This window comes from Brevundimonas sp., assembly GCF_046293315.1.
GTDB lineage: Bacteria > Pseudomonadota > Alphaproteobacteria > Caulobacterales > Caulobacteraceae > Brevundimonas.
Genome location: NZ_JBKBPF010000009.1, coordinates 71355 through 94392 on the forward strand (window position 1 = coordinate 71355; position 23038 = coordinate 94392).

The 23038-nt window shown below is 68.9% G+C and carries 17 protein-coding genes; 4 read left to right on the forward strand and 13 right to left on the reverse strand.

Annotated elements, in window-relative coordinates; genetic code table 11:
- Positions 1-3: 3 nt before the first annotated feature.
- The gene (locus tag ACK4SE_RS09775; protein ID WP_409691824.1) at positions 4-2163 is read left to right on the forward strand and encodes an alpha-glucuronidase family glycosyl hydrolase; all 2160 of its coding nucleotides are present in this window, start codon (positions 4-6) and stop codon (positions 2161-2163) included.
- A gap of 18 nt (positions 2164-2181) precedes the next feature.
- Here ACK4SE_RS09775 and ACK4SE_RS09780 read toward each other — a convergent pair whose 3' ends face one another.
- Positions 2182-3432: an NAD(P)/FAD-dependent oxidoreductase gene (locus ACK4SE_RS09780; RefSeq protein ID WP_409691827.1), complete on the reverse strand. Its 1251-nt coding sequence runs from the start codon at positions 3430-3432 to the stop codon at positions 2182-2184.
- Between the two features lie 73 nt (positions 3433-3505).
- The gene (locus ACK4SE_RS09785) at positions 3506-4711 is read right to left on the reverse strand and encodes a pyridoxal phosphate-dependent aminotransferase (protein ID WP_409691829.1); all 1206 of its coding nucleotides are present in this window, start codon (positions 4709-4711) and stop codon (positions 3506-3508) included.
- A gap of 375 nt (positions 4712-5086) precedes the next feature.
- Here ACK4SE_RS09785 and katG point away from each other — a divergent pair, with 375 nt between their 5' ends.
- A complete protein-coding gene (katG, locus tag ACK4SE_RS09790; RefSeq protein ID WP_409691831.1) occupies positions 5087-7336 on the forward strand; it encodes a catalase/peroxidase HPI in 2250 nt (749 codons plus the stop codon).
- 51 nt (positions 7337-7387) lie between these two features.
- Here the strand turns inward: katG and ACK4SE_RS09795 are convergent, their stop codons facing one another.
- From ACK4SE_RS09795 to ACK4SE_RS09830, 8 genes are all read right to left on the reverse strand, one after another.
- Positions 7388-8452, reverse strand: a complete 1065-nt coding sequence (locus ACK4SE_RS09795) for an aldose epimerase family protein (protein WP_409691833.1) — start codon at positions 8450-8452, stop codon at positions 7388-7390.
- A 2-nt stretch (positions 8453-8454) separates the two neighbouring features.
- Entirely contained in the window at positions 8455-9444 is a 990-nt protein-coding gene (yjfF, locus tag ACK4SE_RS09800; RefSeq protein ID WP_409691836.1) for a galactofuranose ABC transporter, permease protein YjfF, read from the reverse strand.
- The gene (locus ACK4SE_RS09805; RefSeq protein WP_409691839.1) at positions 9441-10454 is read right to left on the reverse strand and encodes an ABC transporter permease; all 1014 of its coding nucleotides are present in this window, start codon (positions 10452-10454) and stop codon (positions 9441-9443) included. The genes yjfF and ACK4SE_RS09805 overlap by 4 nt, the downstream gene beginning before the upstream one ends.
- Positions 10451-11965 carry a sugar ABC transporter ATP-binding protein gene (locus tag ACK4SE_RS09810; RefSeq protein ID WP_409691842.1) on the reverse strand — a complete coding sequence of 505 codons (1515 nt, stop codon included), beginning with the start codon at positions 11963-11965 and terminating at the stop codon, positions 10451-10453. Before ACK4SE_RS09810 ends, ACK4SE_RS09805 begins: the two co-directional genes overlap by 4 nt.
- A gap of 3 nt (positions 11966-11968) precedes the next feature.
- Positions 11969-12934, reverse strand: a complete 966-nt coding sequence (locus ACK4SE_RS09815; RefSeq protein ID WP_409691845.1) for an ABC transporter substrate-binding protein — start codon at positions 12932-12934, stop codon at positions 11969-11971.
- Positions 12935-13050: 116 nt separating this feature from the next.
- Positions 13051-13998, reverse strand: coding sequence for a Gfo/Idh/MocA family protein (locus ACK4SE_RS09820; protein WP_409691848.1), 948 nt, complete (start codon positions 13996-13998; stop codon positions 13051-13053).
- The gene (gene araD1, locus ACK4SE_RS09825) at positions 13995-14990 is read right to left on the reverse strand and encodes an AraD1 family protein (RefSeq protein WP_409691851.1); all 996 of its coding nucleotides are present in this window, start codon (positions 14988-14990) and stop codon (positions 13995-13997) included. The genes ACK4SE_RS09820 and araD1 overlap by 4 nt, the downstream gene beginning before the upstream one ends.
- A gap of 141 nt (positions 14991-15131) precedes the next feature.
- Positions 15132-16613 carry a carotenoid oxygenase family protein gene (locus ACK4SE_RS09830; RefSeq protein WP_409691854.1) on the reverse strand — a complete coding sequence of 494 codons (1482 nt, stop codon included), beginning with the start codon at positions 16611-16613 and terminating at the stop codon, positions 15132-15134.
- A gap of 171 nt (positions 16614-16784) precedes the next feature.
- Between ACK4SE_RS09830 and ACK4SE_RS09835 the strand changes: the two genes are divergently transcribed.
- Together ACK4SE_RS09835 and ACK4SE_RS09840 are read left to right on the forward strand one after the other, a co-directional pair.
- Complete coding sequence (locus ACK4SE_RS09835; protein WP_409691857.1) at positions 16785-18659, forward strand: AMP-binding protein; 1875 nt, start codon at positions 16785-16787, stop codon at positions 18657-18659.
- A 4-nt stretch (positions 18660-18663) separates the two neighbouring features.
- Positions 18664-19881, forward strand: a complete 1218-nt coding sequence (locus tag ACK4SE_RS09840) for an acetyl-CoA acetyltransferase (protein ID WP_409691859.1) — start codon at positions 18664-18666, stop codon at positions 19879-19881.
- Here the strand turns inward: ACK4SE_RS09840 and ACK4SE_RS09845 are convergent.
- From ACK4SE_RS09845 to ACK4SE_RS09855, 3 genes are read right to left on the reverse strand one after another with little or no spacing between them, the layout of a single operon-like run.
- On the reverse strand, positions 19878-20354 hold the full coding sequence (locus ACK4SE_RS09845; protein ID WP_409691861.1) for a PaaI family thioesterase: 477 nt from the start codon (positions 20352-20354) through the stop codon (positions 19878-19880). The genes ACK4SE_RS09840 and ACK4SE_RS09845 overlap by 4 nt on opposite strands.
- Positions 20351-21295 carry an NAD(P)H-dependent flavin oxidoreductase gene (locus tag ACK4SE_RS09850; RefSeq protein ID WP_409691864.1) on the reverse strand — a complete coding sequence of 315 codons (945 nt, stop codon included), beginning with the start codon at positions 21293-21295 and terminating at the stop codon, positions 20351-20353. The genes ACK4SE_RS09845 and ACK4SE_RS09850 overlap by 4 nt, the downstream gene beginning before the upstream one ends.
- The gene (locus ACK4SE_RS09855) at positions 21292-23007 is read right to left on the reverse strand and encodes an AMP-binding protein (protein WP_409691866.1); all 1716 of its coding nucleotides are present in this window, start codon (positions 23005-23007) and stop codon (positions 21292-21294) included. The genes ACK4SE_RS09850 and ACK4SE_RS09855 overlap by 4 nt, the downstream gene beginning before the upstream one ends.
- Between the last annotated feature and the right edge of the window lie 31 nt (positions 23008-23038).

Genomic DNA, 23038 nt, shown 5'->3' on the forward strand with positions numbered 1-23038 from the left:
ACCATGACGCGGGCCCTGCTCGCCGCGATGATCGCGGCCGCTCTGTTCCTGACCACCGCCTGGGTGGCGAAGGCCGAGGACGGCTATGACCTGTGGCTGCGCTATCCGCCCCTGGAGGCCCGGGCGGCGACAAGCTACCGGGCGGCGGCGACGCAAATGGTGACAGTGGGCGACTCCGCGACTCTGGGCGTGGCCGTCGACGAGTTGCAGCGCGGGCTGTCCGGCCTGCTGGGCGCGGCGCCGGAACGGGCGAGGGCGGTCAGCCGGGACGGGGCGTTGCTGGTCGGGCGCGCGGGGGATGCGGCCATCGCGGCGCTGGGGCTGGACCTGACGGGGCTGGGCGCCGAGGGCTATGTGATCCGCAGCGTCGACGTGGACGGGCATGCGGCCACGGTGATCGCCGGCGGCGGGGACGCGGGCGCGCTGTACGGCGCCTTCCACTTTCTGCGCCTGATCCAGACCCGGCAGGCGCTGACGGACCTGAACATCCGCGAGACGCCGGCGGTGAGCCTGCGCCTGCTGAACCACTGGGACAATCTGGACCGGACCGTGGAGCGGGGATACGCGGGGCAGTCGCTGTGGGACTGGCACAAGCTGCCGGACCATCTGGACCCGCGCTACACCGACTACGCCCGGGCCAACGCCGCCATCGGGATCAACGGCACGGTCATCAACAACGTCAATACCGACGCCCTCAGCCTGACGGCGCCGTGGCTGGAGAAGGCCGCGGCCCTGGCCGGGGTGTTCCGGCCCTATGGCGTACGGGTCTATCTGTCGGCGCGGTTCTCGGCCCCGGTGGAGATCGGCGGGCTGGACACGGCCGACCCGCTGGACCCACGGGTGCAGGCCTGGTGGCGAGCAAAGGCCGACGAGATCTACGCCCTCATCCCCGACTTCGGCGGCTTTCTGGTCAAGGCCAACTCCGAGGGCCAGCCCGGGCCGCAGGACTACGGGCGCAGCCATGCGGACGGCGCCAACATGCTGGCCGATGCTGTGGCCCCTCACGACGGAGTCGTGATGTGGCGGGCCTTTGTCTATGACGACGGCGTGCCCACCGACCGGGCCATGCAGGCGTATGACGAGTTCGTCCCGCTGGACGGCCAGTTCCGCGACAACGTCATCGTCCAGGTGAAGAACGGCCCCATCGATTTCCAGCCGCGCGAGCCGTTCCATCCGCTGTTCGGGGCGACCCCCGACACCCCCCTGATGATGGAGTTCCAGATCACCAAGGAGTACCTCGGTTTCGCCACCCATCTGGCCTGGCTGGGCCCGCTGTACGAAGAGGTGCTGGACGCCGACACCCATGTGCACGGGCCGGGCTCGACAGTGGCGCGGGTGGTGGACGGCTCGCTGTTCGGCCACCGGCTGACCGGCATGGCGGGGGTGGCCAATACGGGCAGCGACCGAAACTGGTCCGGCTCGCAGTTCGACCAGGCCAACTGGTACCTGTTCGGGCGGCTGGCGTGGGATCCCGGGCTGGGCGCCGAGGCCATCGCCCGTGAATGGACCGCCATGACCTTCTCGCCCGACCCTGCGTTCGTGGAGCCGGTGGTCGAGATGATGATGGGCTCGCGCGAGGCGGTGGTGGACTACATGACGCCGCTGGGCCTGAACCACCTGATGGCGACCGGGCACCATTACGGACCGGGGCCCTGGGTGGACGATCTGCCGCGCGCGGACTGGAACCCCACCTATTTCCACCGGGCCGACGCCGAGGGCATCGGCTTCGACCGCACGGCCTCGGGCAGCAATGCGGTGAGCCAGTATGCGCCGGAGGTTGCGGCCGGCTTCGCGGACCTGGCGCGGATCGATGAGCGCTTTCTGCTGTGGTTCCACCATCTGCCGTGGGACCATCCCATGCCGTCAGGACGGCCCCTGTGGCACGAACTGGTGGCGCGCTACGACCGGGGCGTGGCGGCCACGGGCGAGATGCGCCGCACCTGGGCCGGACTGGCCGACCATGTGGACGCGCGCCGCCATTCAGAAGTGGCGGACTTCTTGGCCATTCAGGAGGAGGAGGCGCGGTGGTGGCGGGACTCGTCAATCGCCTACTGGCGCAGCCTGAACGGCCTGCCGATGCCGCAGGGCCATGCGCCGCCGGAGCATGATCTGGCCCACTACGAGCGACTGAGCTTTCCCCATGCGCCGGGACATTGGGATTGAGAGCCCGGTGAGGTGGGCTTACGCCTGCGCCACCGCCTTCATGGATACCGACGGATCGGCCAGCTTCGCGCGGTCGACCGGGGTTGATCTGGCGATCAGTTGCTTGCCCATCATGAACTCGGGCGCGGCGTTGACCGCCTCCACCGCGCGCAGGCGGTCGCCCTTCAGATGGAACACGGCGAAGGCCCCCGCCGCCGGATCGCCGCGCACCACCACGTCATCGGCCTCGAACGGCAGGCCGGCGATCTGCAGCTTCACATCGTACTGGTCCGACCAGAACCACGGCGTCTCGGGCGCAGGCGCAGGGCGGCCGGTGACGGCGGCGGCGACCTGCCTGGCCTGCTCCAGCGCATTGGGCACGCTTTCCAGACGGAACGAGCGGTCCTCATAGAGGGGCAGGGGGCGGAACGTCACATCGCCGATGGCGAAGATGGCGGGATCGCCGGTGCGGGCCTGATGATCCACCACCACCCCGTTCTCGCAAGCGATCCCCGCCGCGCACGCCAGTTCGTCATTGGCCACGCCGCCGACGCCCACCAGGGCGATGTCGCAGGGGATGACGCGCCCGTCCTCCAGCCGCACGCCGGTGAGGACGCCGTGCGCCTCCTCGAAGCCGGAGACGCCGGCGTTCAGCTCGAGGCTGACGCCATGGGCGCGGTGAAGGTCCTGGAAGAAGTCCGAGAGGGGCCCGCAGGCGACCCGGGCCAGACAGCGGGCCTCGCGCTCGATGATGACGGCCTCGGCCCCCAGCGCCCGCGCCGACGCGGCCGCCTCCAGCCCCACATAGCCGCCCCCGATCACCGCCAGCCGCGCGCCGGGCTCCAGCACCGCCTTCAGCGCCTCGGCGTCGGCGAAGGTGCGCAGGGCGAGCACACCGGGCAGGTCGGCCCCGGGAATCTCGAGCCGGCGGGCGCGCGAGCCGGTGGCCAGGATCAGCACGTCGTAGGGAACAGCCGATCCATCATTGAGCGTCACCGTCCGGGCGTCCCGATCAATGGCGACAGCGGCGGTTTCGGTGCGCAGGTCCACGTGGTTCTCGGCGTACCAGGACGCGGGGCGCAGTTCGACCGCCGCGATGTCCGCCTCGCCCTTCAGCCAGGCCTTGGACAGGGGCGGGCGCTGGTAGGGAATGGACGCCTCGTCGCCGATCAGGACGATAGGGCCCCCATGGCCGTACTGGCGCAGAAACGCCGCCGCCGAGCCGCCCGCATGACCCGCGCCGACGATGACGATGCGGGCGTCGGCGGCATGGGCGGCGGGGTCGGTCATGGGGCGTCCCTGATCAGCGGTTCAGCCCGACATATGGCACGCGAACCGGCGGAAGCCAGCCCCCGGCGACGCGTCAGGAAAGAGAGGCGCAGAACCGCTGGATGCGTTTGCAGGCTTCCTCCAGCACATCCTCCGACGTGGCGTAGCTGATGCGGAAGAAGGGCGACAGGCCGAAGGCCGCGCCGTGCACCACCGCCACGCCCTCGGCCTCCAGCAGTTCGCGGGCGAAGACCTCGTCGCTGTCGATGACGACGCCGGTTGTGGTCGTCTTGCCCATCAGCCCTTCGGCCGACGGATAGACATAGAAGGCGCCCTCGGGCGTGGCGCAGGTGATGCCCTCGGCCTCGTTCAGCATGGCCACCACCAGATCGCGGCGCTTTTCGAAGGCGGCGCGGCGCACGGCCATGAAGTCCTGAGGCCCGTTCAGGGCTTCGACGGCGGCGGCCTGGCTGATGGAGGAGGGGTTGGACGTGGTCTGGCCCGCCACCTTGCGCATCAGGTCGATCAGGGGCTTGGGCCCGCCCGCATAGCCGATCCGCCAGCCGGTCATCGCATAGGCCTTGGACACGCCGTTGACCGTCAGGGTGCGCTCGTAAAGGTCCGGCGCCACCTGGGCGATGGTGGTGTAGTCAAACCCGCCGTAGACCAGATGCTCGTACATGTCGTCGGTCATGACCCAGACGTGGGGATGACGGCGCAGGACCTCGGCCAGGGATTCCAGCTCGGCGCGGGTGTAGGCGGCGCCCGTGGGATTGGAGGGGCTGTTGAGGATCAACCACTTGGTCTTCGGCGTGATGGCGGCCTCCAGCACCCCAGGCTTCAGCTTGAAGCCGTCGGCGGCCTGACCCACGATCTCCACCGGCTCGCCGCCCGCCAGCAGCACCATGTCCGGGTAGCTGACCCAGTAGGGCGCGGGCACGATCACCTCGTCGCCGGGCGACAGGGTGGCGACGAGGGCGTTGTACAGCACCGCCTTGCCGCCGGGCGCCACATGGATCTGGCTGGTCTCGTAGGTCAGGCCGTTCTCGCGGGCGAATTTGGCGACGACGGCGGCCTTCAGCTCGGGCGTGCCGTCCACGTCGGTATATTTGGTGTCGCCGCGCTGGATGGCGGCGATGGCGGCCTGCTTGATGTTGTCGGGGGTGTCGAAGTCCGGCTCGCCGGCGCCGAGGCCGATCACGTCGCGGCCGGCCCGCTTGAGCTCGCGCGCCTTGGCGGTCACGGCCAGGGTGGCCGAAGGCTTGACGCGCGCGAGGGCGGAGGACTGCAGGCTGGACATGAGCGATCCGGGGTTGGGCGTGGGGGAGACTGCTGTCTTACGCAACCGCGAAAGGACGCGCAAACCAGTGATGCGCGGCGTGGCGGAACCTGGCCCGACAGGCGAATCGCCGCGCGGGACCGGCGCTGAATCCGCTTTTTGGTCTCACGCCCTCCGCGGCGCCTTAAACTGCCGGCTCACGCGATGCGTGGAGGGAGGTCGATTTCAACAATTCGGACAATTCGGACAATTCGGACAGTGTTTTTTTCGGCTCCGGGGCCTCAAACGCCGCCTGCTATAGATTTATCTATCGCTGCAAAAAAAGTTTATCGATTTTCCTTTTGATCTCGAAGCGGCTACGGTTGTTGTCTGGCCAGCGATAAAAGGAGGAACATCATGGACGGTGAACAGAACGGCGGACCCCTCGGTTGCCCGATGAAGAAGCAGGGGGCCCTGCGCTCGCTGCTGGGACGCACGAACCGCGACTGGTGGCCCAATCAGCTGTCGCTGGAGATCCTTCACCAGCAAGGGGTCAGCGGCGACCCCATGGGCGACGACTTCGACTACGCCGAGGCCTTCAAGGCCCTCGACTATGCGGCGGTGAAGCGTGACCTGCACGCCCTGATGACCGACAGCCAGCCCTGGTGGCCGGCGGATTATGGCCACTACGGCCCCTTCTTCATTCGCATGGCCTGGCACTCGGCCGGCACCTACCGCACCGGCGACGGCCGCGGCGGCTCCACGTCCGGATCGCAGCGCTTCGCGCCGCTGAACAGCTGGCCGGACAACGCCAACCTGGACAAGGCCCGGCGTCTGCTGTGGCCGATCAAGCAGAAGTACGGGGCCCAGCTGTCCTGGGCCGACCTGATGATCCTGGCCGGCAATGTGGCCATCGAATCCATGGGCGGGCCCGTGTTCGGCTTCGGCGGCGGCCGCGCCGACATCTGGGAGCCCGAGAAGGACATCTACTGGGGCACCGAGGAGAAGTGGGTCGGCCAGGAAGGCAACGAGACCCGCATCCAGCCTGACCGCGAGATGGTGCTGGAAAGCCCGCTGGCCGCCATCCAGATGGGCCTGATCTACGTCAATCCGGAAGGCCCGGGCGGCAATCCCGATCCGATCCAGTCGGGCCGCGACATTCGCGAGACCTTCGCCCGCATGGGCATGAACGACGAGGAGACCGTCGCCCTGACCGCCGGCGGCCACACCTTCGGCAAGTGCCACGGGGCCGGCGACGCCTCCAAGATCGGGGCCGAACCCGAGGGCGCCGACATCGCCCAGCAGGGCCTGGGCTGGCAGTCCGGCCATGAGAGCGGCATGGGCGACCACACCATCACCTCGGGCCTCGAAGGCGCCTGGACCCCCACGCCGATCCAGTGGGACATGACCTATTTCGAGATGCTGCTGGACCACGAGTACGAACTGGTCCGCAGCCCGGCGGGCGCGCAGCAGTGGCAGCCGGTGGGCAATCCGGACGAGACCCTGGCCCCGGCCGCGCACACCCCCGGCAAGCGCGTCCCGACCATGATGACCACGGCCGACATGGCCATGAAGATGGATCCGGCGTATCGCGCGATCTCCGAGCGCTTCCGCGCCAATCCGGACCAGTTCGCCGACGCCTTCGCCCGCGCCTGGTTCAAGCTGTGCCATCGCGACATGGGCCCCAAGGCCCGCTATCTGGGCCCGGAAGTGCCGGCAGAAGACCTGCTCTGGCAGGACCCCATCCCGCCGCTGGATCACCCGGTGGTCGACGCCAACGACATCAAGACGCTGAAGGGCAAGATCGCCGACTCCGGCCTCAGCGTGTCCGAACTGGTCACCACCGCCTGGGCCTCGGCCTCGACCTATCGCAGGTCGGACCACCGGGGCGGCGCCAACGGCGCGCGCATCCGTCTGGAGCCTCAGCGGAACTGGAAGGTCAACCAGCCGGAACAGCTGGCCAAGGTCCTCCAGGTCTATGAGCGCATCAAGGCCGAGTTCGACGCCACGGCGGCGGGCGGCCGCAAGGTCTCCATCGCCGACCTGATCGTTCTGGGCGGCTCCGTCGGCATCGAGCAGGCGGCGAAGGCCGCCGGCCACGAGGTGCAGGTTCCGTTCACCCCCGGCCGCACCGACGCCAGCGCCGAACAGACCGACGCCGAAGGCTTCGACGTTCTGGAGCCCAAGGTCGAGGGTTTCCGCAACTACCTCGGCGTGCGCTACAATGTGCCGACCGAGGAAGTGCTGGTCGACCGGGCCCAGCTGCTGGGCCTCAGCGCCCCGCAGATGACGGTTCTGGTGGGCGGACTGCGGGTGCTGGGCGCCAACCACGACGGCTCGAAGCACGGCGTGTTCACCGACCGGCCGGGCCAGCTGACCAACGACTTCTTCGTTAACCTGCTCGACATGGGCACAGCGTGGAAGGAAGTGGACGACCGGGGCGACGAGGTCTTCCTCGGCACCTGCCGCAAGACCCACGAGGAGAAGTGGACCGCCACCCGCACGGATCTGGCGTTCGGCTCCAACTCCCAGCTGCGCGCCCTGTCGGAGGTCTATGCGGCCTCGGACGCCAGGGCGAAGTTCATCAAGGACTTCATCGCGGCCTGGGTGCAGGTGATGAACGCCGACCGCTTTGACCTGGCCCCGGCCCAGCGTCGCGCGGCGTGACGCCCAGGCGACCAGCCGGGTCGGACGCTCGTCCTCCCGGCTGGTCGTGATTTACCCCGCGGAGAACCGCCACACGGTGTGATGGCGATAGGTGTCGCCCGGATCGAGCCGCGCTGAGGGAAAGCCCGGCTGGTTCGGCGCGTGCGGGAAGTTCTGGGGCTCCAGGCACAGACCCTGTCCCTGCCGATAGGCCACCCCGTTCCGACCGATCAGCTCTCCGGTCAGGAAGTTGCCCGAGTAGACCTGCAGCCCCGGCTCGGTTGTCAGCAGCTCCATCACGCGGCCGGAGGCTGGATCGGCCAGCCGTGCGGTGAAGGTCGGGGTCCCGGTCCGCCCGTCCTCGCGAACGAAATTGTGGTCATAGCCGCGGCCGATCCGGATCTGCGCGTCCCGCCCGTCGCGGACCCTGTCGCCGATGCGGCGGGCGGTGCGGAAGTCGAAGGGCGTGCCGTCCACGGGGCGAACCTCGCCGGTGGGGATCAGGTCCTCATCCACCGGGGTATAGGAAGAAGCGGCGAGGGTCAGGGCGTGATCCATCACGTCGCGATCGCCGTCCGCCCCGGCCAGGTTGAAATAGCCGTGGGGGGCCAGCGACACCACGGTCGGCGCATCGGTCACGGCCTCCAGCATCAGGTCCAGATGGTCGGCCTCCGGGTCCAGCCGGTAGGTTGCCGTAATGGTCAGCGCGCCCGGAAAGCCCTGGTCGCCGTCCGGGCTGACGTGGCGCAGCACCACCTGATGCGGGTCCGCGGACTGGATGCGCCAGACTACCTTGTCGAGCCCTCGAACGCCGCCGTGCAGGGCGTTGGCGCCTTCATTGGCGGTGAGGCGGAAGGGGCGGCCGTCCAGGGTGAAAGCGGCGCCGCCGATGCGATTGGCGTAGCGCCCGACGCAGGCGCCCATGAAGTGGGGCTGGCGCACATAGGGCTCCAGCGTCTCGTGGCCCAGAAGCACATGGCCGAGGCGGCCCTCGCGGTCGGGAACCTGGACGCCCTGCAGAGAGGCGCCGAGGGTGATCACATCCACCTGCATGCCCGCGGCGTTTCGAAGCGTGACCCGCTCCACGACCTCGCCGTCGGGGGTCACGCCGAACCGGGTCCTGTCCGCATTGGCCATGGTCATCTCCTTGCGCCGAACCACGATAGCGCGCGCAGCCGGTTCAGCCAGCGGCTGTCGCTGGCGGCGCGCAGCACGAGGAACAGCAGGATCATCAGGCCGATGACGATCTTGGCCCACCAGCTGGTCAGCGAGCCCTCGAAGGTGATGTAGGTCAGGATCAGGCCCTGGATCATCACCCCGAAGAACGAGCCGATCATGCCGCCCGAGCCGCCGGTCAGAAGGGCGCCGCCTATGACCACCGCGGCGATGGCCTCAAGCTCCACGCCGACCCCGGACAGGGCGTAGCCCGCCCCGGTGTAGATGGAGAACACCACCCCCGCCAGCGCCGCCATGAAGCCGGAGAAGGCGTAGATCAGGATGGTGACCCGGCCCACCGGCGCGCCCATCAGCAGGGCCGCGCGCGCGTCGCCGCCGACGGCGTAGACCTGCGACCCGAAACGGGTGCGGTGAAGCAGCAGGCCGCCGATGACCACCGCCGCGATCATGATGACAGCGATCAGGGTCAGTCCCCCGCCGCCCGGCAGCGGCAGGCTCCAGAACGCCAGCTGGGCGTAGAGGGGGTGCTGGACGGGAACGGACTCCTGCGACAGCACCAGCGCCGCGCCCCGGGCCAGGAACATGGCCGTCAGGGTGACGATGAAGGGCGGCGCCTCCAGATAGTGGATGGCCGCGCCGACCAGGGCGCCGAAGCCCGCGCCCAGCGTCAGCGCCACGGCGAAGGCGGCCAGCGGGTGCAGGCCCCAGTCGCCGATGGCGATGGCGATCAGCAGGGACGAAAACGCCATGACCGCGCCCACCGACAGGTCGATGCCTCCGGCCACGATCACCATGGTCATGCCCACGGCGAGGATGCCCAGGTAAGCGCTGTCGGTCAGCAGGTTCCCGGCCACGCGCGGGGTGGCCATGTAGGGAAACTGCAGCGCGAAGACGGCGTACATGAGCACGAACAGGCCGATGGTCACCAGCGTCGGGGCGCGAAGGCCGATCATGGGGCGGTCTCCCGGCGAGGGGGTGTCAGGCGGCGCCACGCCCGGCCGCCCGCCGGCGACTGCAGCGCCAGAATGACGGCGATCAGCAGCGCCATCACAATGAGATTGTATTCCGCCGGCAGGCCCGAGCGCAGGATCGCCAGCTTCAGCCCCTGAAGGATCCACACCCCCAGCAGGGCCAGCGACAGCCCCAGACGCCCGCCGTACAGGGACGCCCCGCCGATCACCGCCGCCAGAATGGCGTCCAGCTCCAGCCACAGACCGGCGTTGTTGGCGTCCGCGCCGCGAATGTCGCCGGCCACGATCAGCCCGGCCAGGGCGGCCATCAGGCCCGAGGCCACATAGACGCAGATCAGCACCATACGGCTGTTGACGCCCGACAGGCGGCTGGCGGCGGGATTGATCCCGATGGCCTCGATGAACAGGCCCAGCGCCGTTCGGCGGGTCAGGACGATCAGGGCCGCGGCCGCAGCGAGGGTGATCCAGACGGGAATGGGCAGGCCCAGCCACGCTCCGCTGCCGATGGTCGCCAGCCCCGGGTCATTGAAGGTCAGAATGCGGCCGTCGGTGATCAGCTGGGCGACGCCGCGCCCGGCCACCATCAGGATCAGGGTGGCCACGATGGGCTGGATGCCGATGACCGCAACCAGCACCCCGTTCCACAGGCCGCACGCCAATCCCGCGCCCAGCGCCGCCGCGACGGCCACGGGCCAGGGCGCGCCGCCGTTGACGAGCACTGCGGCCACAGCGCCCGCGATGGCCATGACCGCGCCCACCGACAGGTCGATGCCCCGGGTGGCGATCACCATGCTCATGCCCAGCGCCAGCAGGGCCACCGGCGCGGCGCGGTTCAGCAGATTGATCGGGCTGCCGTACAGACGCCCGTCGGACCATGTCAGGTCCAGAAAGCCGGGCGCGATGACCATGTTCAAAGCAAGCACAAGCGCCAGGGCCGCAAGCTGCGGCCGGGCCGTCATCAGCCAGCGGGCCGTGTCCTTCAGGGCGCTCATGCGGCGTCCATGTCTGCTATGGCGCCCAGGATGCGGTCGGGATCGATCTGGTCGTGCGACAGGACCCGGACCTGACGCCGGTCGCGCATGACCGAGATGGTCTGGGACAGGGCGGTCAGCTCCTCGATCTCGGAGGAGATCAGATAGACCGCCATGCCGTTCGCCCGCATCTCGTCCACCAGCTTGAGGATCTCGGCGTGGGCGCCGATGTCGACGCCCTGTGTCGGTTCGTCCAGAAGGAACAGGACGGGCTCGGTGGCCAGCCAGCGGGCGATCAGGGCCTTCTGCTGATTGCCGCCCGACAGCTGTTCGATAGGCTTTTCCGCATCCGGCGTGCGGATGTCGAGCAGGCGGATGAAGCGCTCGGCGATCTCGTTCTGGCGCGCGCGGGGAATGGGCTTCAGCCAGCCTTGACGCGCCTGAAGCGCCAGGATGATGTTCTCGCGCACGCTGAGGGCCCCGACGATGCCATCGGCCTTTCGGTTCTCGGGCAGCATGGCGAACCGGCGCGCCAGGGCCTGACGCGGCGCGCTCATCTGCACGGCCGCGCCGTCGATTTCCAGCACGCCCACGTCCGCCGTCAGGGCGCCGAACATCAGCAGCGCGGTCTCGGTCCGGCCCGACCCCAGAAGGCCGGCGCCGCCCACTACCTGACCGGCGCGGAACTCCAGATCGAAGGGCTCGACGACCCCTTTCAGCCCCAGCCCCCGGGCACGGGCGACCACCGGCGCATGCGGATCCGGCGGCGGCGCGATGCGGGGAGCGTCATCGAAGGCCCGGCCCAGCAGCAGTTCCACCAGCTCTCGGCGCTCCAGCCCGGCGATGTCGCGCTCGCCCACCATGGCCCCGTTGCGCAGGACGGTGAGCCGGTCGCAGACCTCGAACACCTGATCGAGAAAGTGGGTGATGAAAATGATGCCGACGCCCTGTTCCGCGAGGCCGCGCAGGACGCGGAACAGGGCCTGGACCTCGGCCTTGTCGAGACTGGCCGTGGGCTCGTCTAGGATCAACACCTTCGCCCCCAGATCCACGGCGCGGGCGATGGCGGTCAGCTGGCGCACGGCGAGGGAATAGACCGAAAGGGGCCGCGACACGTCGATGTCGAGGCCGAAGGGCTTCATCAGTTCGGCGGCGCGCCGGTTCATCTCGCTGCGCTTGACCAGGCCAAAGCGGATCGGTTGGCGGCCGAAGAAGATGTTCTCCGCCACACTGAGATTGACGGGGGCCGGCGCCTCCTGATGGACGGCGGCGATCCCCAGCCGCTCGCTTTCGGCGGGGGCGTGAGGGTCGATCTCCTGTCCGTTCAGGACCAGGTCGCCGCCGTCACGCCGCAGGACCCCGGTGATGACCTTGATCAGGGTGGACTTCCCCGCTCCGTTCTCTCCCAGCAGGGCGTGGATTTCGCCGGCTCGAAGGGTGAAATCCACGCCGTCCAGGGCGCGTACGCCGGGGAAGATCTTGTCCACGCCCCGCGCCTGCAGCAGGGGTGTGGCGCCGGGGGCGTGCGCCATGGATCAGTACCGGTCGCGGCGCTGTGCGTACTCAGCCTCGGCCGTGTCCGCCAGATAGAGCGGCGAGTCCGTGCGCACCCACTTCTGGGGCTCGGTCCCGTCCGCCAGGTAGGCCTCCAGCAGGTCGAAGGCGGGTCCGGCCATGTTCGGGGTCAACTCGACCGTGGCGTTGGCCTGACCCTCGGCCATGGCGCGGAAGATGTCGGGCACGCCGTCGATGGAAACGGTCAGGATGTCTTCGCCGGGGTTCAGGCCCGCCTCGGTCATGGCCTGGATGGCGCCGATCATCATGTCGTCGTTGTGGGCATAGACCGCGCAGATGTTCGGGCCGCCCACCGAACGGATCAGGCTCTCCATCACCTCCTTGGCGCGGGAGCGGGTGAAGTCTCCGGACTGGCTGCGCAGAATGGTCAGGTTGGCGTTCGCGGCGACGATCTCGGCGAAGCCCGCGCGCCGGTCATTGGCGACGCTGGCGCCCACGGTGCCCTGAAGCTCGATGACGCCGCATGGCCGGGCGCCCACTGCCCCGGCCAGCCAGCGGCCCGCGACACGGCCTTCCTCGACGGCGTCGGAGGCGACGGCGGCCAGATAGAGGCCTTCGTCAGCCGTATCGATGCGGCGGTCCAGCAGGACCACGGGGATGTTGGCCTGGCGCGCCTCGGTCAGCACCGCGTCCCAGCCGGTCTCCACCACCGGGGCCAGCAGGATGGCGTCCACGCCCTGGGCGATGAAGGTGCGGATGGCGCGGATCTGGTTCTCCTGACGTTGCTGGGCGTCGGATATACGCAGGTCGATGCCGCGCTCCACGGCCTGCTCGCGGGCCACGCGGGTCTCCGCCGCGCGCCAGCCCGACTCTGATCCGATCTGGGAGAAGCCGACCACCATCTGATCGCTGTCCTGACCCTGGCCGCATCCGGCGATGGCGGCGCACGCGAGGGCGGCTACGCCCAGTTTGAGCAGGGACTTCATGGCGTTTCTCTCCTTGGGCGCCGACTGAGCCGGTCGTATTCAGGAGCTCACCATCGAATAGTCAGACATTTCCCGCAAGCCTCTCTCGCCGCAAATGGACACACCGCGTGGCCGTCTCAGAATTGAAAGGCCGGCGCGCTGATCCGCTCGCCCAGCATGAAGGCGTCCGCCACATGGCTGAGCGGCGTCACGTCGACATCGCTGCGCCCCGCCGCGATCAGGTCGGCGAAGCGGCCATAGAGCGATGCATACTCGCCCCCCAGCACGCCGTCGTGGGCGGGTCCGGGCCGCTGCTCGCCGTCGATGAACAGGTCCGCGCCGCCGTTCGTCAGGGTCAGGACGCCGTCGTCGGTCTCGACACGGATCGACCACGTCTGGTCCCCCGTCTGCAGGAAGTCGAACACGGCCGTCACCGGCGCCCCGTCGACCGTTTCGAAGGCCAGATCCGCAAGGATCGGGGTCTGGCGGTTCTCCGGGAAATGCAGGCGTGCGGTCCTGAGCAGGAAGGCGACGGGCAGGATTCGCGTGACGATGGACAGGGCGTTGATGCCGGGATCGAACACGCCCAGTCCGCCGGGCTCGAAGATCCAGTCCTGTCCCGGATGCCACACCCGGACGTCCTCGCGCCATTCGATGTGGACGCGCTGGATGGTCTTGTCTGCCAGCCACGCGCGGGCCGGCTCGACCCCGGCGGCGTGTCGCGAGTGCCAGGTGGTGAACAGGGTCAGCCCGCCCTTGTCCGCCTGCTCCGCCAGCGCGCGCACCTCGGCCAGGGTGGCGCCGGGGGGTTTCTCGAGCATCAGGTGGCGTCCGGTCGACAGGGCCAGGCGGGCGTCGGCGAAGCGGGGCGCGGGCGGCGTGCACAGGGACACGGCCTCGATGTGGGGCACAGCCGCCAGCAGATCCGCCAGGCTGGTCCGGGTCGGCACGCCGTCGAGATCGCCTGTGCGGTCTGCGGCGCCGATCAGATCAAAACGTGGGCTGCAGGCTATCGCGGGCAGGTGCTGGCTGCGGGCGATGACGCCGACGCCCACCAGACCCAGCCGGATGGGGTCGGTGCTCACAGCGAACGCACCGTCACCGGCGCGGGCTTCTCGATGGCCAGCGTATTGCGCACCGGCGTCAGGAACGGGGCGGCCTCGACCTCGAACACATCGCCCGGCCGGGCCTCGATCCCGTCGCTGAACGACAGGGTCGCCGTGCCCATGAAGTGGACATGCACGTCGCCCGGTCGGCGGAACTGGGCGTATTTGAAGTGGTGATGCTCGAGGTTCACCAGGCTGTGACACATGTTGGCCTCCCCGCTAAGGAACGGCTTCTCCCACAGCACCTCCCCGCCGCGGAGGATGCGCACCGTCCCGCGCACGTCGGCGGGCGGCTCGCCCAGCAGGATCTCCGCCCCCAGCGAACAGGCGCGCAGCTTGGAGTGGGCCAGGTAGAGATAGTTCTGGCGCTCGGTCACATGGTCCGAGAACTCGTTGCCCAGGGCGAACCCGAGCCGGAAGGGCGTTCCGTCCGGGCCGATGACATAGATGCCCGCCAACTCCGGCTCCTCGCCGCCGTCGAGGGCGAAGGCGGGGGATTTCAGGGGGGCGCCGGGCGCGGCGATGATGGCGCCGTCCCCCTTGTAGAACCACTCCGGCTGTACCCCGGTCTGGCCGGGCTCCGGCTTGCCGCCCTCCAGCCCCAGCCTGAACATCTTCATGGAGTCCGTCAGGGTCGTCGCGTCCTTCAGGTCGCGATGCATCTTGTCGCGTCCTTCGGCCGAGCCGAGGTGGGTCAGGCCGGTGCCGGTGACCAGCAGGTGCGCGGGGTCGGGATGATCGATAGGGGCGCGGACCCGCCCCTTGGCCAGGGCGGCGCGCACGTCCACGGCCTCACCCAGCCCGGCAACCTCGACCGCCTCGGTCAGTGTTGAGCCTGCCGCGATGGCCGCCTGGGCCAGGCCATAGGTAGTGTCATGGCCCTCGACCCGATGGGCCCGGCCGTCGTCGGTCATGGCGGCCAGCAGACGATCCCCGTCGGCGTCGTCCAGTTGCACGAGTCTGAGAGGCATGGGGGCTCCGTTGTCCAGCCAGACATAACTCATACAAAATAAACCGGCGGAAAGGACCCGCTCAAGGTGAGAAAATTCCCGGAATGCCGCGTGGCGCCCCGGACCGCCCAGTTGTGGCCAGGGAGAGTTGAAACCCTCGTCTCAGGATCGCGGCAGGACACCGTTCTGGATGAAGCGGCGGTCGGCCCAGACAGAATGGGTGCCGCTGGAGATCTTGTGCGGCAGGGCGATGCGGACCACCGGCCCGGCCTCGAAGTCCTTGCAATCGATCAGGATGCACTGGGACGTTTGAGTAGTTTCGTCGATCAGGAAACTGACCAGATAGCCGTCGTCCTCATCCTTCGCGTCGATGCGGGGGACGAAGGGCGCCTCGCTGGCGTAGACGCCTTCGGGCAGGTTGACCGCCCAGGACTGGCCGGTCTCGAGGTCATGTTTGACGAAGCCGGTGAACAGGAACCAGCCGGGTCTGGTGGTGGTGCTGTAGGCGTAGCGGTAGGGCACGCCGGCGTGGCGCTGGTTGAACATGCCGAACTCCAGCAGCCGGTCGTCCATATGATGCTCGCGGGTCTCGCCGGTCTTCAGGTTGAAGCGCCAGCGGTGCAGCCGGGGGCGGAAGCTGTGCTCGTCCAGGAACGCCATCATGTGCCCCATGCCCGGAGGATAGCCCTCGAGCGGCTCGGGGCAGGGGGTCTCCTGGAAGTAGCCGTCCAGAACGATCTCGTCGCCGTCCTCATAAGCATTCAGGAAGTGCAGCACATAGGTGGGGTCCGCCTCGAACCAGCGGATGTCCTCCGGCCGGCCGTACCGGGGAATAATGCCGAAGCGCGATTTCAGCCCGTCGTGCATGCGCGAGGCGTGGACGCCCTTCTTCAGGAGCTCCTGATCCCAGAACAGCGGGAAGTCGTTGAGGATCGAGTAGTTGGTGGTGAACGCCATATCGTGGGGCAGGCGCGGCCCTGGCAGAACGATCGGCACGTAGTGAACCAGGGTCCCGGTCCGGTCGACGACCCCGTAGTGCATATAGGGCGCGTGGACGCCGTAGTTGAAGAACAGCATCTCGCCGGTGGCCTCGTCCACCTTGGGGTGGGCCGAGACCCCGTCCAGCGGGCCCCACGGCGCCACGCCGGACTGCTCCAGGGTTTCGGGATCGAGCCGGTAGGCCTCGCCACACTGGTAGAAGGTGGACAGGATCTGTCCGGCGTGGACCACCACGTCGGTGCTGGAGGAGTCCTTGATGCCGCCGTGGGCCCCGAACCCCGGACGCACGGATGTGCCCGGCGGGTCCATCAGTCCGCCCCACAGCGACCCCTCCGCCTCCTGCTCGGCCTGGAAGCAGCGCGTGCGCACGAAGCGGTTGCGATAGTCCGCCTTGCCCTCGCGAAAGCTGATGGCGTGGACCATGCCGTCCCCGTCGAAGGGGTGATAGCGACCCAGCGGTTGGTGGATCTGGTTTTCGGTGTTGCGCAGATAGACGCCGTCGATGTCGTCCGGGATGCGGCCTTCCAGCACCGTCAGGTCCGTGGCGTCCACCTCGGTGAAGATGGGCGTCCAGGCGCCGGTCAGATAGGGGTGGTTGGACGGCTTCAGCGATGACTTGATCGGCGGCAGTTGATGAACGGTCATGGTGCGGCTCCTCGGGCGCGAACGCGCCGTGCGGGGATGATAGGACTCAATAGTCTGTTTACGCAAGTTATGGGAAGGGGTTAGCTCGGCAAACCGCCGCGACAGATTGTTGCGCCTACGGGGCCCTGTGCTAGCATGGTTGCATAAGCAGACCAATAATAGGGAAACGTCATGACCGTGCAGGCTGCCCAATCGCCGACGACGGATGCCCCAACCTTCCGCGATGCGGGGCTCATGGCGGTGGACCTTGAGGTGACCGGGCGGCCCGACGGCGCGCTGCTGGTGCGCTCGCGCATTCCGCTGGCCGAGCATGACTGGAACGTACCGCGCGCGATCCGTGCGACGGCGCGGTCGCGCCCGGAGGCGCCCGCCCTGGCGCGGCGCGAAGGCGGCGTGGGGGACTGGCGCTTCACCAGCTACGGCGAGCTGGCCGACCAGATCGACGGCTTCGCCCAGTGGCTGCTCGATCGCAGACTGCCGTCCGGCGCCGCGGTGATGATCATGGGCGCCAATTCGCCCGGTTTCGCGGCGGCGGCGCTGGGCGCCATGGCGGCGGGCGCTCCGGCCGCCCCGGTCAGCTTGCTGTACGCCATGCTGGGGGGCGATCTGGGGCGCCTGCGCCATGTGATGGACCGCATTCGGCCCGCCGTTCTGGTGATCGAGGACGCCCGGCCCGTCGCCGCTGCGCTGGCGTCGCTGGATCTGGACGGGGTGACGGTGGTCACCGCGACTCCCGAGGCGGTGGACGCGCCCCATGTGGTGAATCTGGCCGAGGTCTTCGCCACGCCCGCGACCCCGGCGGTCGAGGCCAGTCTCGCGGCGCTCAAGCCCGACGATCACGCCAACTATCTGCTGACGTCCGGCTCCACCGGCCTGCCCAAGGTGGTGGCCGTGTCCTACGCCAATCTGGCGGCCAACACGGCCCAGGGCATCCAGGCCACGGGCGAAAGCCTGCGCTGGGACGGGCGCATTCTGAACTGGCTGCCGTGGCACCACACCGCCGGGGCCAGCGTCCTGCGCGCGACCCTGCTGGCGGGCGGCGTCTTCTATGTGGACGACGGCAAGCCCCTGCCCGGGATGCTGGACATCTCCCTGCGGAATCTAAAGGAAATCCCGGTCGAGTATTACGCCAATGTGCCGCTGGGTTTCGCCTTGCTGGCCGATGCGCTGGAGGCTGACCCGGACCTGCGCCGCACCTTCTTCTCGGAGCTGCGGCTGATGCTGTTCGGCGGCGCCGCCCTGGCCCAGCCCGTCTATGACCGCATCCAGAAGATGGCGGTCGCGGAGACCGGCCAGCGCATCATGATGACCTCGGCCTATGGATCCACGGAGACCACGGCCGGGTTCCTGGCGGGCTACGCCTATACGGACAAGGTCGGGCTGGGCCTGCCCCTGCCGGCGGTGACCCTCAAGCTGGTGCCGCACGACGGCACGCGGTGGGAGGTCCGGGTCAAGGGCCCCAACGTGACCCGCGGCTATCTGGACGACCCGGAGCGCAGCGCCCAGGCCTTCGACGACGAGGGCTTCTACTGCATGGGCGATCTGGCCACCTTCATCACGCCGGGCGACGTGACTGGCGGCCTGGCCTTCGCCGGACGGCTGGCGGAAGAGTTCAAGCTGTCCACCGGGACCTGGGTCTACGGCGGCCCGGCGCGCGAGGCGGTGCTGACTGCTCTCTCGCCCCTGGTCACCGAACTAGTTCTGTGCGAGGAGAACCGACCGTATCTGGGCATTCTCGCCTGGCCGTCGGCGGAGGGCGTGAAGCGCGAGCTGGGGCTGGAGATCGGCGAGGCGATCACCTCCGGGCGGCTGGGCGAGGCCGTGCGCGAGCGGCTGGCGGCGCACAACCGGGCCCACCCCATGGCTTCCATGCGCATCGAACGGGCCGTGATCCTGACCGCGCCGCCGAACCCCAATGCCCACGAGGTGTCGGACAAGGGCAGCATCAACCGGCGCGGGGTGATCGACAACCGCAGCCAGGACGTGTCGCGCCTCTACGGCGACCAGCCCGACGCGGGCGTCATTGTCGTTGCGGCAGGGGACTGAGCGGATGGTCTATATTCTCGGCGGCTGGCAATCGGACTTCCGGCGCAACTGGGCCCGCGAGGGCATGGAGATCGCCGACGGGTTCGCCGAAACCCTGACCAGTGGGTTGGAGGCCGTCGAGCTTGATCCCGGCGACATCGACGTGGGCCATGTGGGCAATTTCGTCGGCGACCTGTTCGCCGGTCAGGGCATGCTGGGTGGGTTCTTCGCACTGTCGGACCCGCGCTTCGATGGCATGCCGGCCTCGCGCCACGAAGGGGCCTGCGCCTCGGGCTCGCTGGCTATCCTCGCAGCCATGGCCGACCTCGAGTCCGGCCGCTACGGAACCGCTGCCGTGCTGGGGTTGGAGCTGATGCGCAATGTGCCAGGCCAGACGGCGGCCCAGCATCTGGGCGCGGCGGCCTGGGCGGGCCACGAGTATCAGGACGCGCGCTATGTCTGGCCGCGCGCCTTTTCGGACCTGACCGAGGAATACGACCGCCGCTACGGCATCGACGAGGCGCACCTGCGGCGCATCGCCCGGATCAATTTCGACAACGCCCGGCTGAACCCCAACGCCCAGACCCGTGACTATGTGTTCCCGGACGCGGCCTTCGCCAATGACGACGAGGCCAATCCGGTGATCGAGGGGCGGGTGCGCAAGACGGACTGCGGTCAGGTGACGGACGGCGCCGCCATGGTGGTTCTGGCCTCGGCCGAGCGGGCGGCGGACTACGCGCGGCGTCGCGGGATCGCGCTGGAGTCCATCCCGCGCATCAAGGGCTGGGGCCATCGCAACGCCCCCATCAGCTACGCCCACAAGATCGCCGCCAGCGCGGACGAGGCTTATGTCTTTCCGCAGGTGAAGCGCGCCATCGACGAAGCCCGCACGCGCGCCGGGGTTTCGCTGGACCAGATCGACGCGGTGGAGACCCACGACTGCTTCTCCATGACCGAGTACATGGCCATCGACCACCTGGGCCTGACCGCGCCGGGCGAGGCGTGGAAGGCCATCGAGGCGGGGGACATCGAGATTGGCGGGCGGTTGCCCATCAACCCCTCTGGCGGCCTGATCGGCTGCGGTCACCCGGTGGGCGCCACGGGGGTGCGCATGGCGCTGGATGCCTTCAAGCAGACGACCGGGACGGCCGGGGCCTATCAGGTGGAGGGCGCCAGCACCGTCCAGACCCTGAACATCGGCGGCTCCACCACCACCACCGTCAGCCTCGTGATCGGAGTCTAGCTCTCGCGCCGCCGGATCGAGACGGCGGCGGTTCCGTGCGCCACCACGCGACCGTTGGGCAGAGCCACCGTCACCTCGGCCACCACCTTGCGCGGGTCGGCATAGGCGGCGCGCGCCTCGGCGATCAGATGGTCCGCGTCGATGGGCGCCGCGTTCAGGAAGCGCAGGGTCAGGTCGGTGGACAGCAGGTGCTCGCCCGGCTTCAGCAGGGTCATGGCCACCCCGCCCCCGGCGATGTCCACCAGCGCCGCCGTCACCCCGCCGTGGACCAGGCCGACGAAATTGGCGTGGCCGGGATCCAGGTCGCAGCGGATCACCATGCGGCCCCGCTCGACCTCGGTCGGCCAGGCGCGCAGCCGCTCGGCGAAGCCGCCCGCAAACCGCGCCTCGGCCCAGCGGCGCGCCAGCTCCAGTCCGTCGACCGCCGGGTCCAGATGGAAGCGCGAGGCGAGGGACGGGAACGGCTCGCTCACGCCGCCGCCGCCCGGCTGTTCAGTCGGAGGAAGCGGTCGGCCGCCTCACGGTATTCCCGCTCCAGCCGCGCCACCACCTCGGCGGTGGACTCCACTGCTTCGATGCGGCCCACGCCCTGGCCGGCGGCCCAGATGTCCTTCCAGCGCTTGGTGCTTTGGCCGCCAGAGTAGTCGCGCTGGATCGCCCCGCCCATGGCGTCGGGGTCGAGGCCCGCGGCCTTGAGGCTGGGCTTGAGCCAGGAGGCGTCGGTGCCGGTGACGGCGGGCGAGACGATCAGGTCGTCGGCGTCGCAGTCCACCACCATCTGCTTGTAGGCGTCCTGGGCCATGCTCTCGCGCGTGGCCAGGAACCGGGTGCCCATATAGACCATGTCCGCCCCCGCCGCGATCGCGCCCGCCACCCCCGCGCCGTCGGCGATGCCGCCGCCGATGGTCAGATAGCCGTCGAAGAACTCGCGCACCGCCGAGACGAAGGCGAAGGGCGAGAGATGGCCGGTGTGCCCGCCCGCGCCCGCGCTGATGCAGGCCAGACCGTCAACGCCCGCCTCGGCGGCCTTTCGGGCCAACTTCATGTTGACCACGTCGGCGAAGACCAGCCCACCGTAGCCCTTGACCGTCTCCATCACCGGCTTGGGCGACCCCAGGGCGGTGATGACGATGGGCGGCTTGTAGCGGGCCACCATGGCCAGGTCGTCGGCCAGCCGGGGGTTGGTGGAGTGGGTGATCAGATTGGCGATCCACGGCCCGTCTCCGGGTTTGAGCGCGCTTGTGATCTGGTCCATCCAGCGGTCCAGATCTTCGGGCGTCCGGCAGTTCGGCGTCGGGAACGCGCCGCCGATCCCCGCCTTGCAGGCGGCGATGACCAGCTCGGGCCCGGAGACCAGGAACATGGGCGCGGCGATGACGGGCAGCCGCATCGACTGGGGGAAGGCGGAACTCATGCCGAGGGTGTTTCTCCAAGACGGTCGCGCAGGTCCCGCTTGAGGACCTTGCCGACCGGGTTGCGCGGCAGGGCGTCGATGACCTCCAGCCGCTCGATTTGCTTGTAGACGGCCACCTGTTTCTCTTCGGTCAGGTAGCGGTTGATCTCGACCATGTCGGCGCTCTGGTCGGGGCGGAACACCACGAAGGCGCACAGGCGCTCGCCCAGCCGCTCGTCGGGCGCGCCCACCACGGCAGCCTCGGCGATGGCGGGGTGGCCCATCAGATGGCCCTCGATCTCCTCGGACGAGATGTTCATGCCGCCGCGGATGATGATGTCCTTCAGCCGGCCCACGAAGCGGATGAAGCGATTGTCCTCGCCCGCCAGCTCGAACAGGTCGCCAGAGCGGAACCAGCCGTCGGCGTCGAAGGCCCGCTCATTGACCTCCGGCGCGCGCCAGTAGCCCGAGAACACCGTCGGGCCCTTCATGCGCAGTTCGCCGGGACGGCCCGGCTCGCGGATCTCCTCTTCGGTTTCCGGGTCCACCAGACGGGTGGAGATGCGGTCGTGCAGCATGGCCTTCCAGCGCAGGCCCTCTCCGAACCGGGGGAACAGGGCGGCGCGCTCGGCCGGGTCGGGCACATCCTGCCACGCGCTGGGGAATGAACAGCCCTCGTTGGAGCCGAAATAGTTGACGATCTGGACGCCGTACTTTTCGTGGAAGGTCTTGACCATCCAGGGCGACAAAGGGGCCGAACCCGAGCCGATGGCCTTCAGGCGGTTGAAGTCGATGCCCGCCAGCAGGGCCTCGTTCTGCAGCAGCAGGTTCAGCACAGCGGGCGGCGCGACGGTGTAGTCGATGGTCTCATCGCGCATCTGCTTCAGTAGAACCTGCAGGTCGAACGGGTGGTGCTGGATCAGCACCCCACCGGTCACCAACCAACTGACGAAGCCGGTGGAGATTCCCGCCATGTTGACCATGGGAAACGGGTTCAGGATGCGCGCCCCATGGCCGAGGTCCGCAGCATCCACCACCCCCGCGCCCATGATGATCCACTCGTTGTGGCTGCGCGGCACGCCCTTGGGCAGGGCCTCGGTGCCGGAGGTCCAGCAGATGGTGAAGACGTCGTCGGCGCTGATCTTCGCGGCCTTGATGGCGTCGCGCGCGGCCTTCATCTGTTTCGGCGTCACCGCGTCCAGATGAGGCTCAAGGTCGATGGCGCCGGAGGGGCAGGTCTCGCCCATGACGAACACATGCCTCAGGCCGGGCGAGCGGCCGGCCACCGTCATCAGCATGTCGCCGTGGGCGTGCTTGCCGATGCGGTCGGTGGTCAGGGCGGCCACGGCGTCGGTCTTGCCGACGATGTAGCCCAGCTCGCTCTCGCGGTACTGGACCGGCGCGGGCGAGACGATAATCCCCAGCCGCGCCGCCGCCAGATAGGTCAGGCTCAGGTCGTTGATGTTGGGTAACTGGACGACCAGCACGTCATCCTTCTTCAGGCCGTGCGCGTGAAACACCGCCGCCAGCCGGTCGATGGACGCGTCCGCCTCGGCCCAGGTCAGCCGCTCCGGCTGGCCGCCCATGATGTCGGCGGCGTTGAACGGATCGATCAGGGCCTCGGCGTCGGGATGAGCTTTCAAGTGGCGGCGGAACAGGTCGTCGAGGGTGTCGTCACCCCACCAGCCCTTGTCCCTGTAGGCGCGTATGCGGTCCTTCGGCACGACGATCATGGCGTTTTCCTCCGTCTCTCGTTTTGTCTCC

Bases quoted from the DNA above. Each gene is read 5' to 3' on its own strand.
- ACK4SE_RS09810 (WP_409691842.1), bottom strand. From the start codon at position 11,965: ATGGCGCACGCCCCCGGCGCCACACCCCTGCTGCAGGCGCGGGGCGTG.
- ACK4SE_RS09795 (WP_409691833.1), bottom strand. From the start codon at position 8,452: ATGGCCAATGCGGACAGGACCCGGTTCGGCGTGACCCCCGACGGCGAG.
- ACK4SE_RS09855 (WP_409691866.1), bottom strand. From the start codon at position 23,007: ATGATCGTCGTGCCGAAGGACCGCATACGCGCCTACAGGGACAAGGGC.
- araD1 (WP_409691851.1), bottom strand. From the start codon at position 14,990: ATGCCTCTCAGACTCGTGCAACTGGACGACGCCGACGGGGATCGTCTG.
- ACK4SE_RS09830 (WP_409691854.1), bottom strand. From the start codon at position 16,613: ATGACCGTTCATCAACTGCCGCCGATCAAGTCATCGCTGAAGCCGTCC.
- ACK4SE_RS09785 (WP_409691829.1), bottom strand. From the start codon at position 4,711: ATGTCCAGCCTGCAGTCCTCCGCCCTCGCGCGCGTCAAGCCTTCGGCC.
- ACK4SE_RS09775 (WP_409691824.1), top strand. From the start codon at position 4: ATGACGCGGGCCCTGCTCGCCGCGATGATCGCGGCCGCTCTGTTCCTG.
- katG (WP_409691831.1), top strand. From the start codon at position 5,087: ATGGACGGTGAACAGAACGGCGGACCCCTCGGTTGCCCGATGAAGAAG.
- ACK4SE_RS09815 (WP_409691845.1), bottom strand. From the start codon at position 12,934: ATGAAGTCCCTGCTCAAACTGGGCGTAGCCGCCCTCGCGTGCGCCGCC.
- ACK4SE_RS09840 (WP_409691859.1), top strand. From the start codon at position 18,664: ATGGTCTATATTCTCGGCGGCTGGCAATCGGACTTCCGGCGCAACTGG.
- ACK4SE_RS09780 (WP_409691827.1), bottom strand. From the start codon at position 3,432: ATGACCGACCCCGCCGCCCATGCCGCCGACGCCCGCATCGTCATCGTC.
- ACK4SE_RS09835 (WP_409691857.1), top strand. From the start codon at position 16,785: ATGACCGTGCAGGCTGCCCAATCGCCGACGACGGATGCCCCAACCTTC.
- yjfF (WP_409691836.1), bottom strand. From the start codon at position 9,444: ATGATCGGCCTTCGCGCCCCGACGCTGGTGACCATCGGCCTGTTCGTG.
- ACK4SE_RS09850 (WP_409691864.1), bottom strand. From the start codon at position 21,295: ATGAGTTCCGCCTTCCCCCAGTCGATGCGGCTGCCCGTCATCGCCGCG.
- ACK4SE_RS09805 (WP_409691839.1), bottom strand. From the start codon at position 10,454: ATGAGCGCCCTGAAGGACACGGCCCGCTGGCTGATGACGGCCCGGCCG.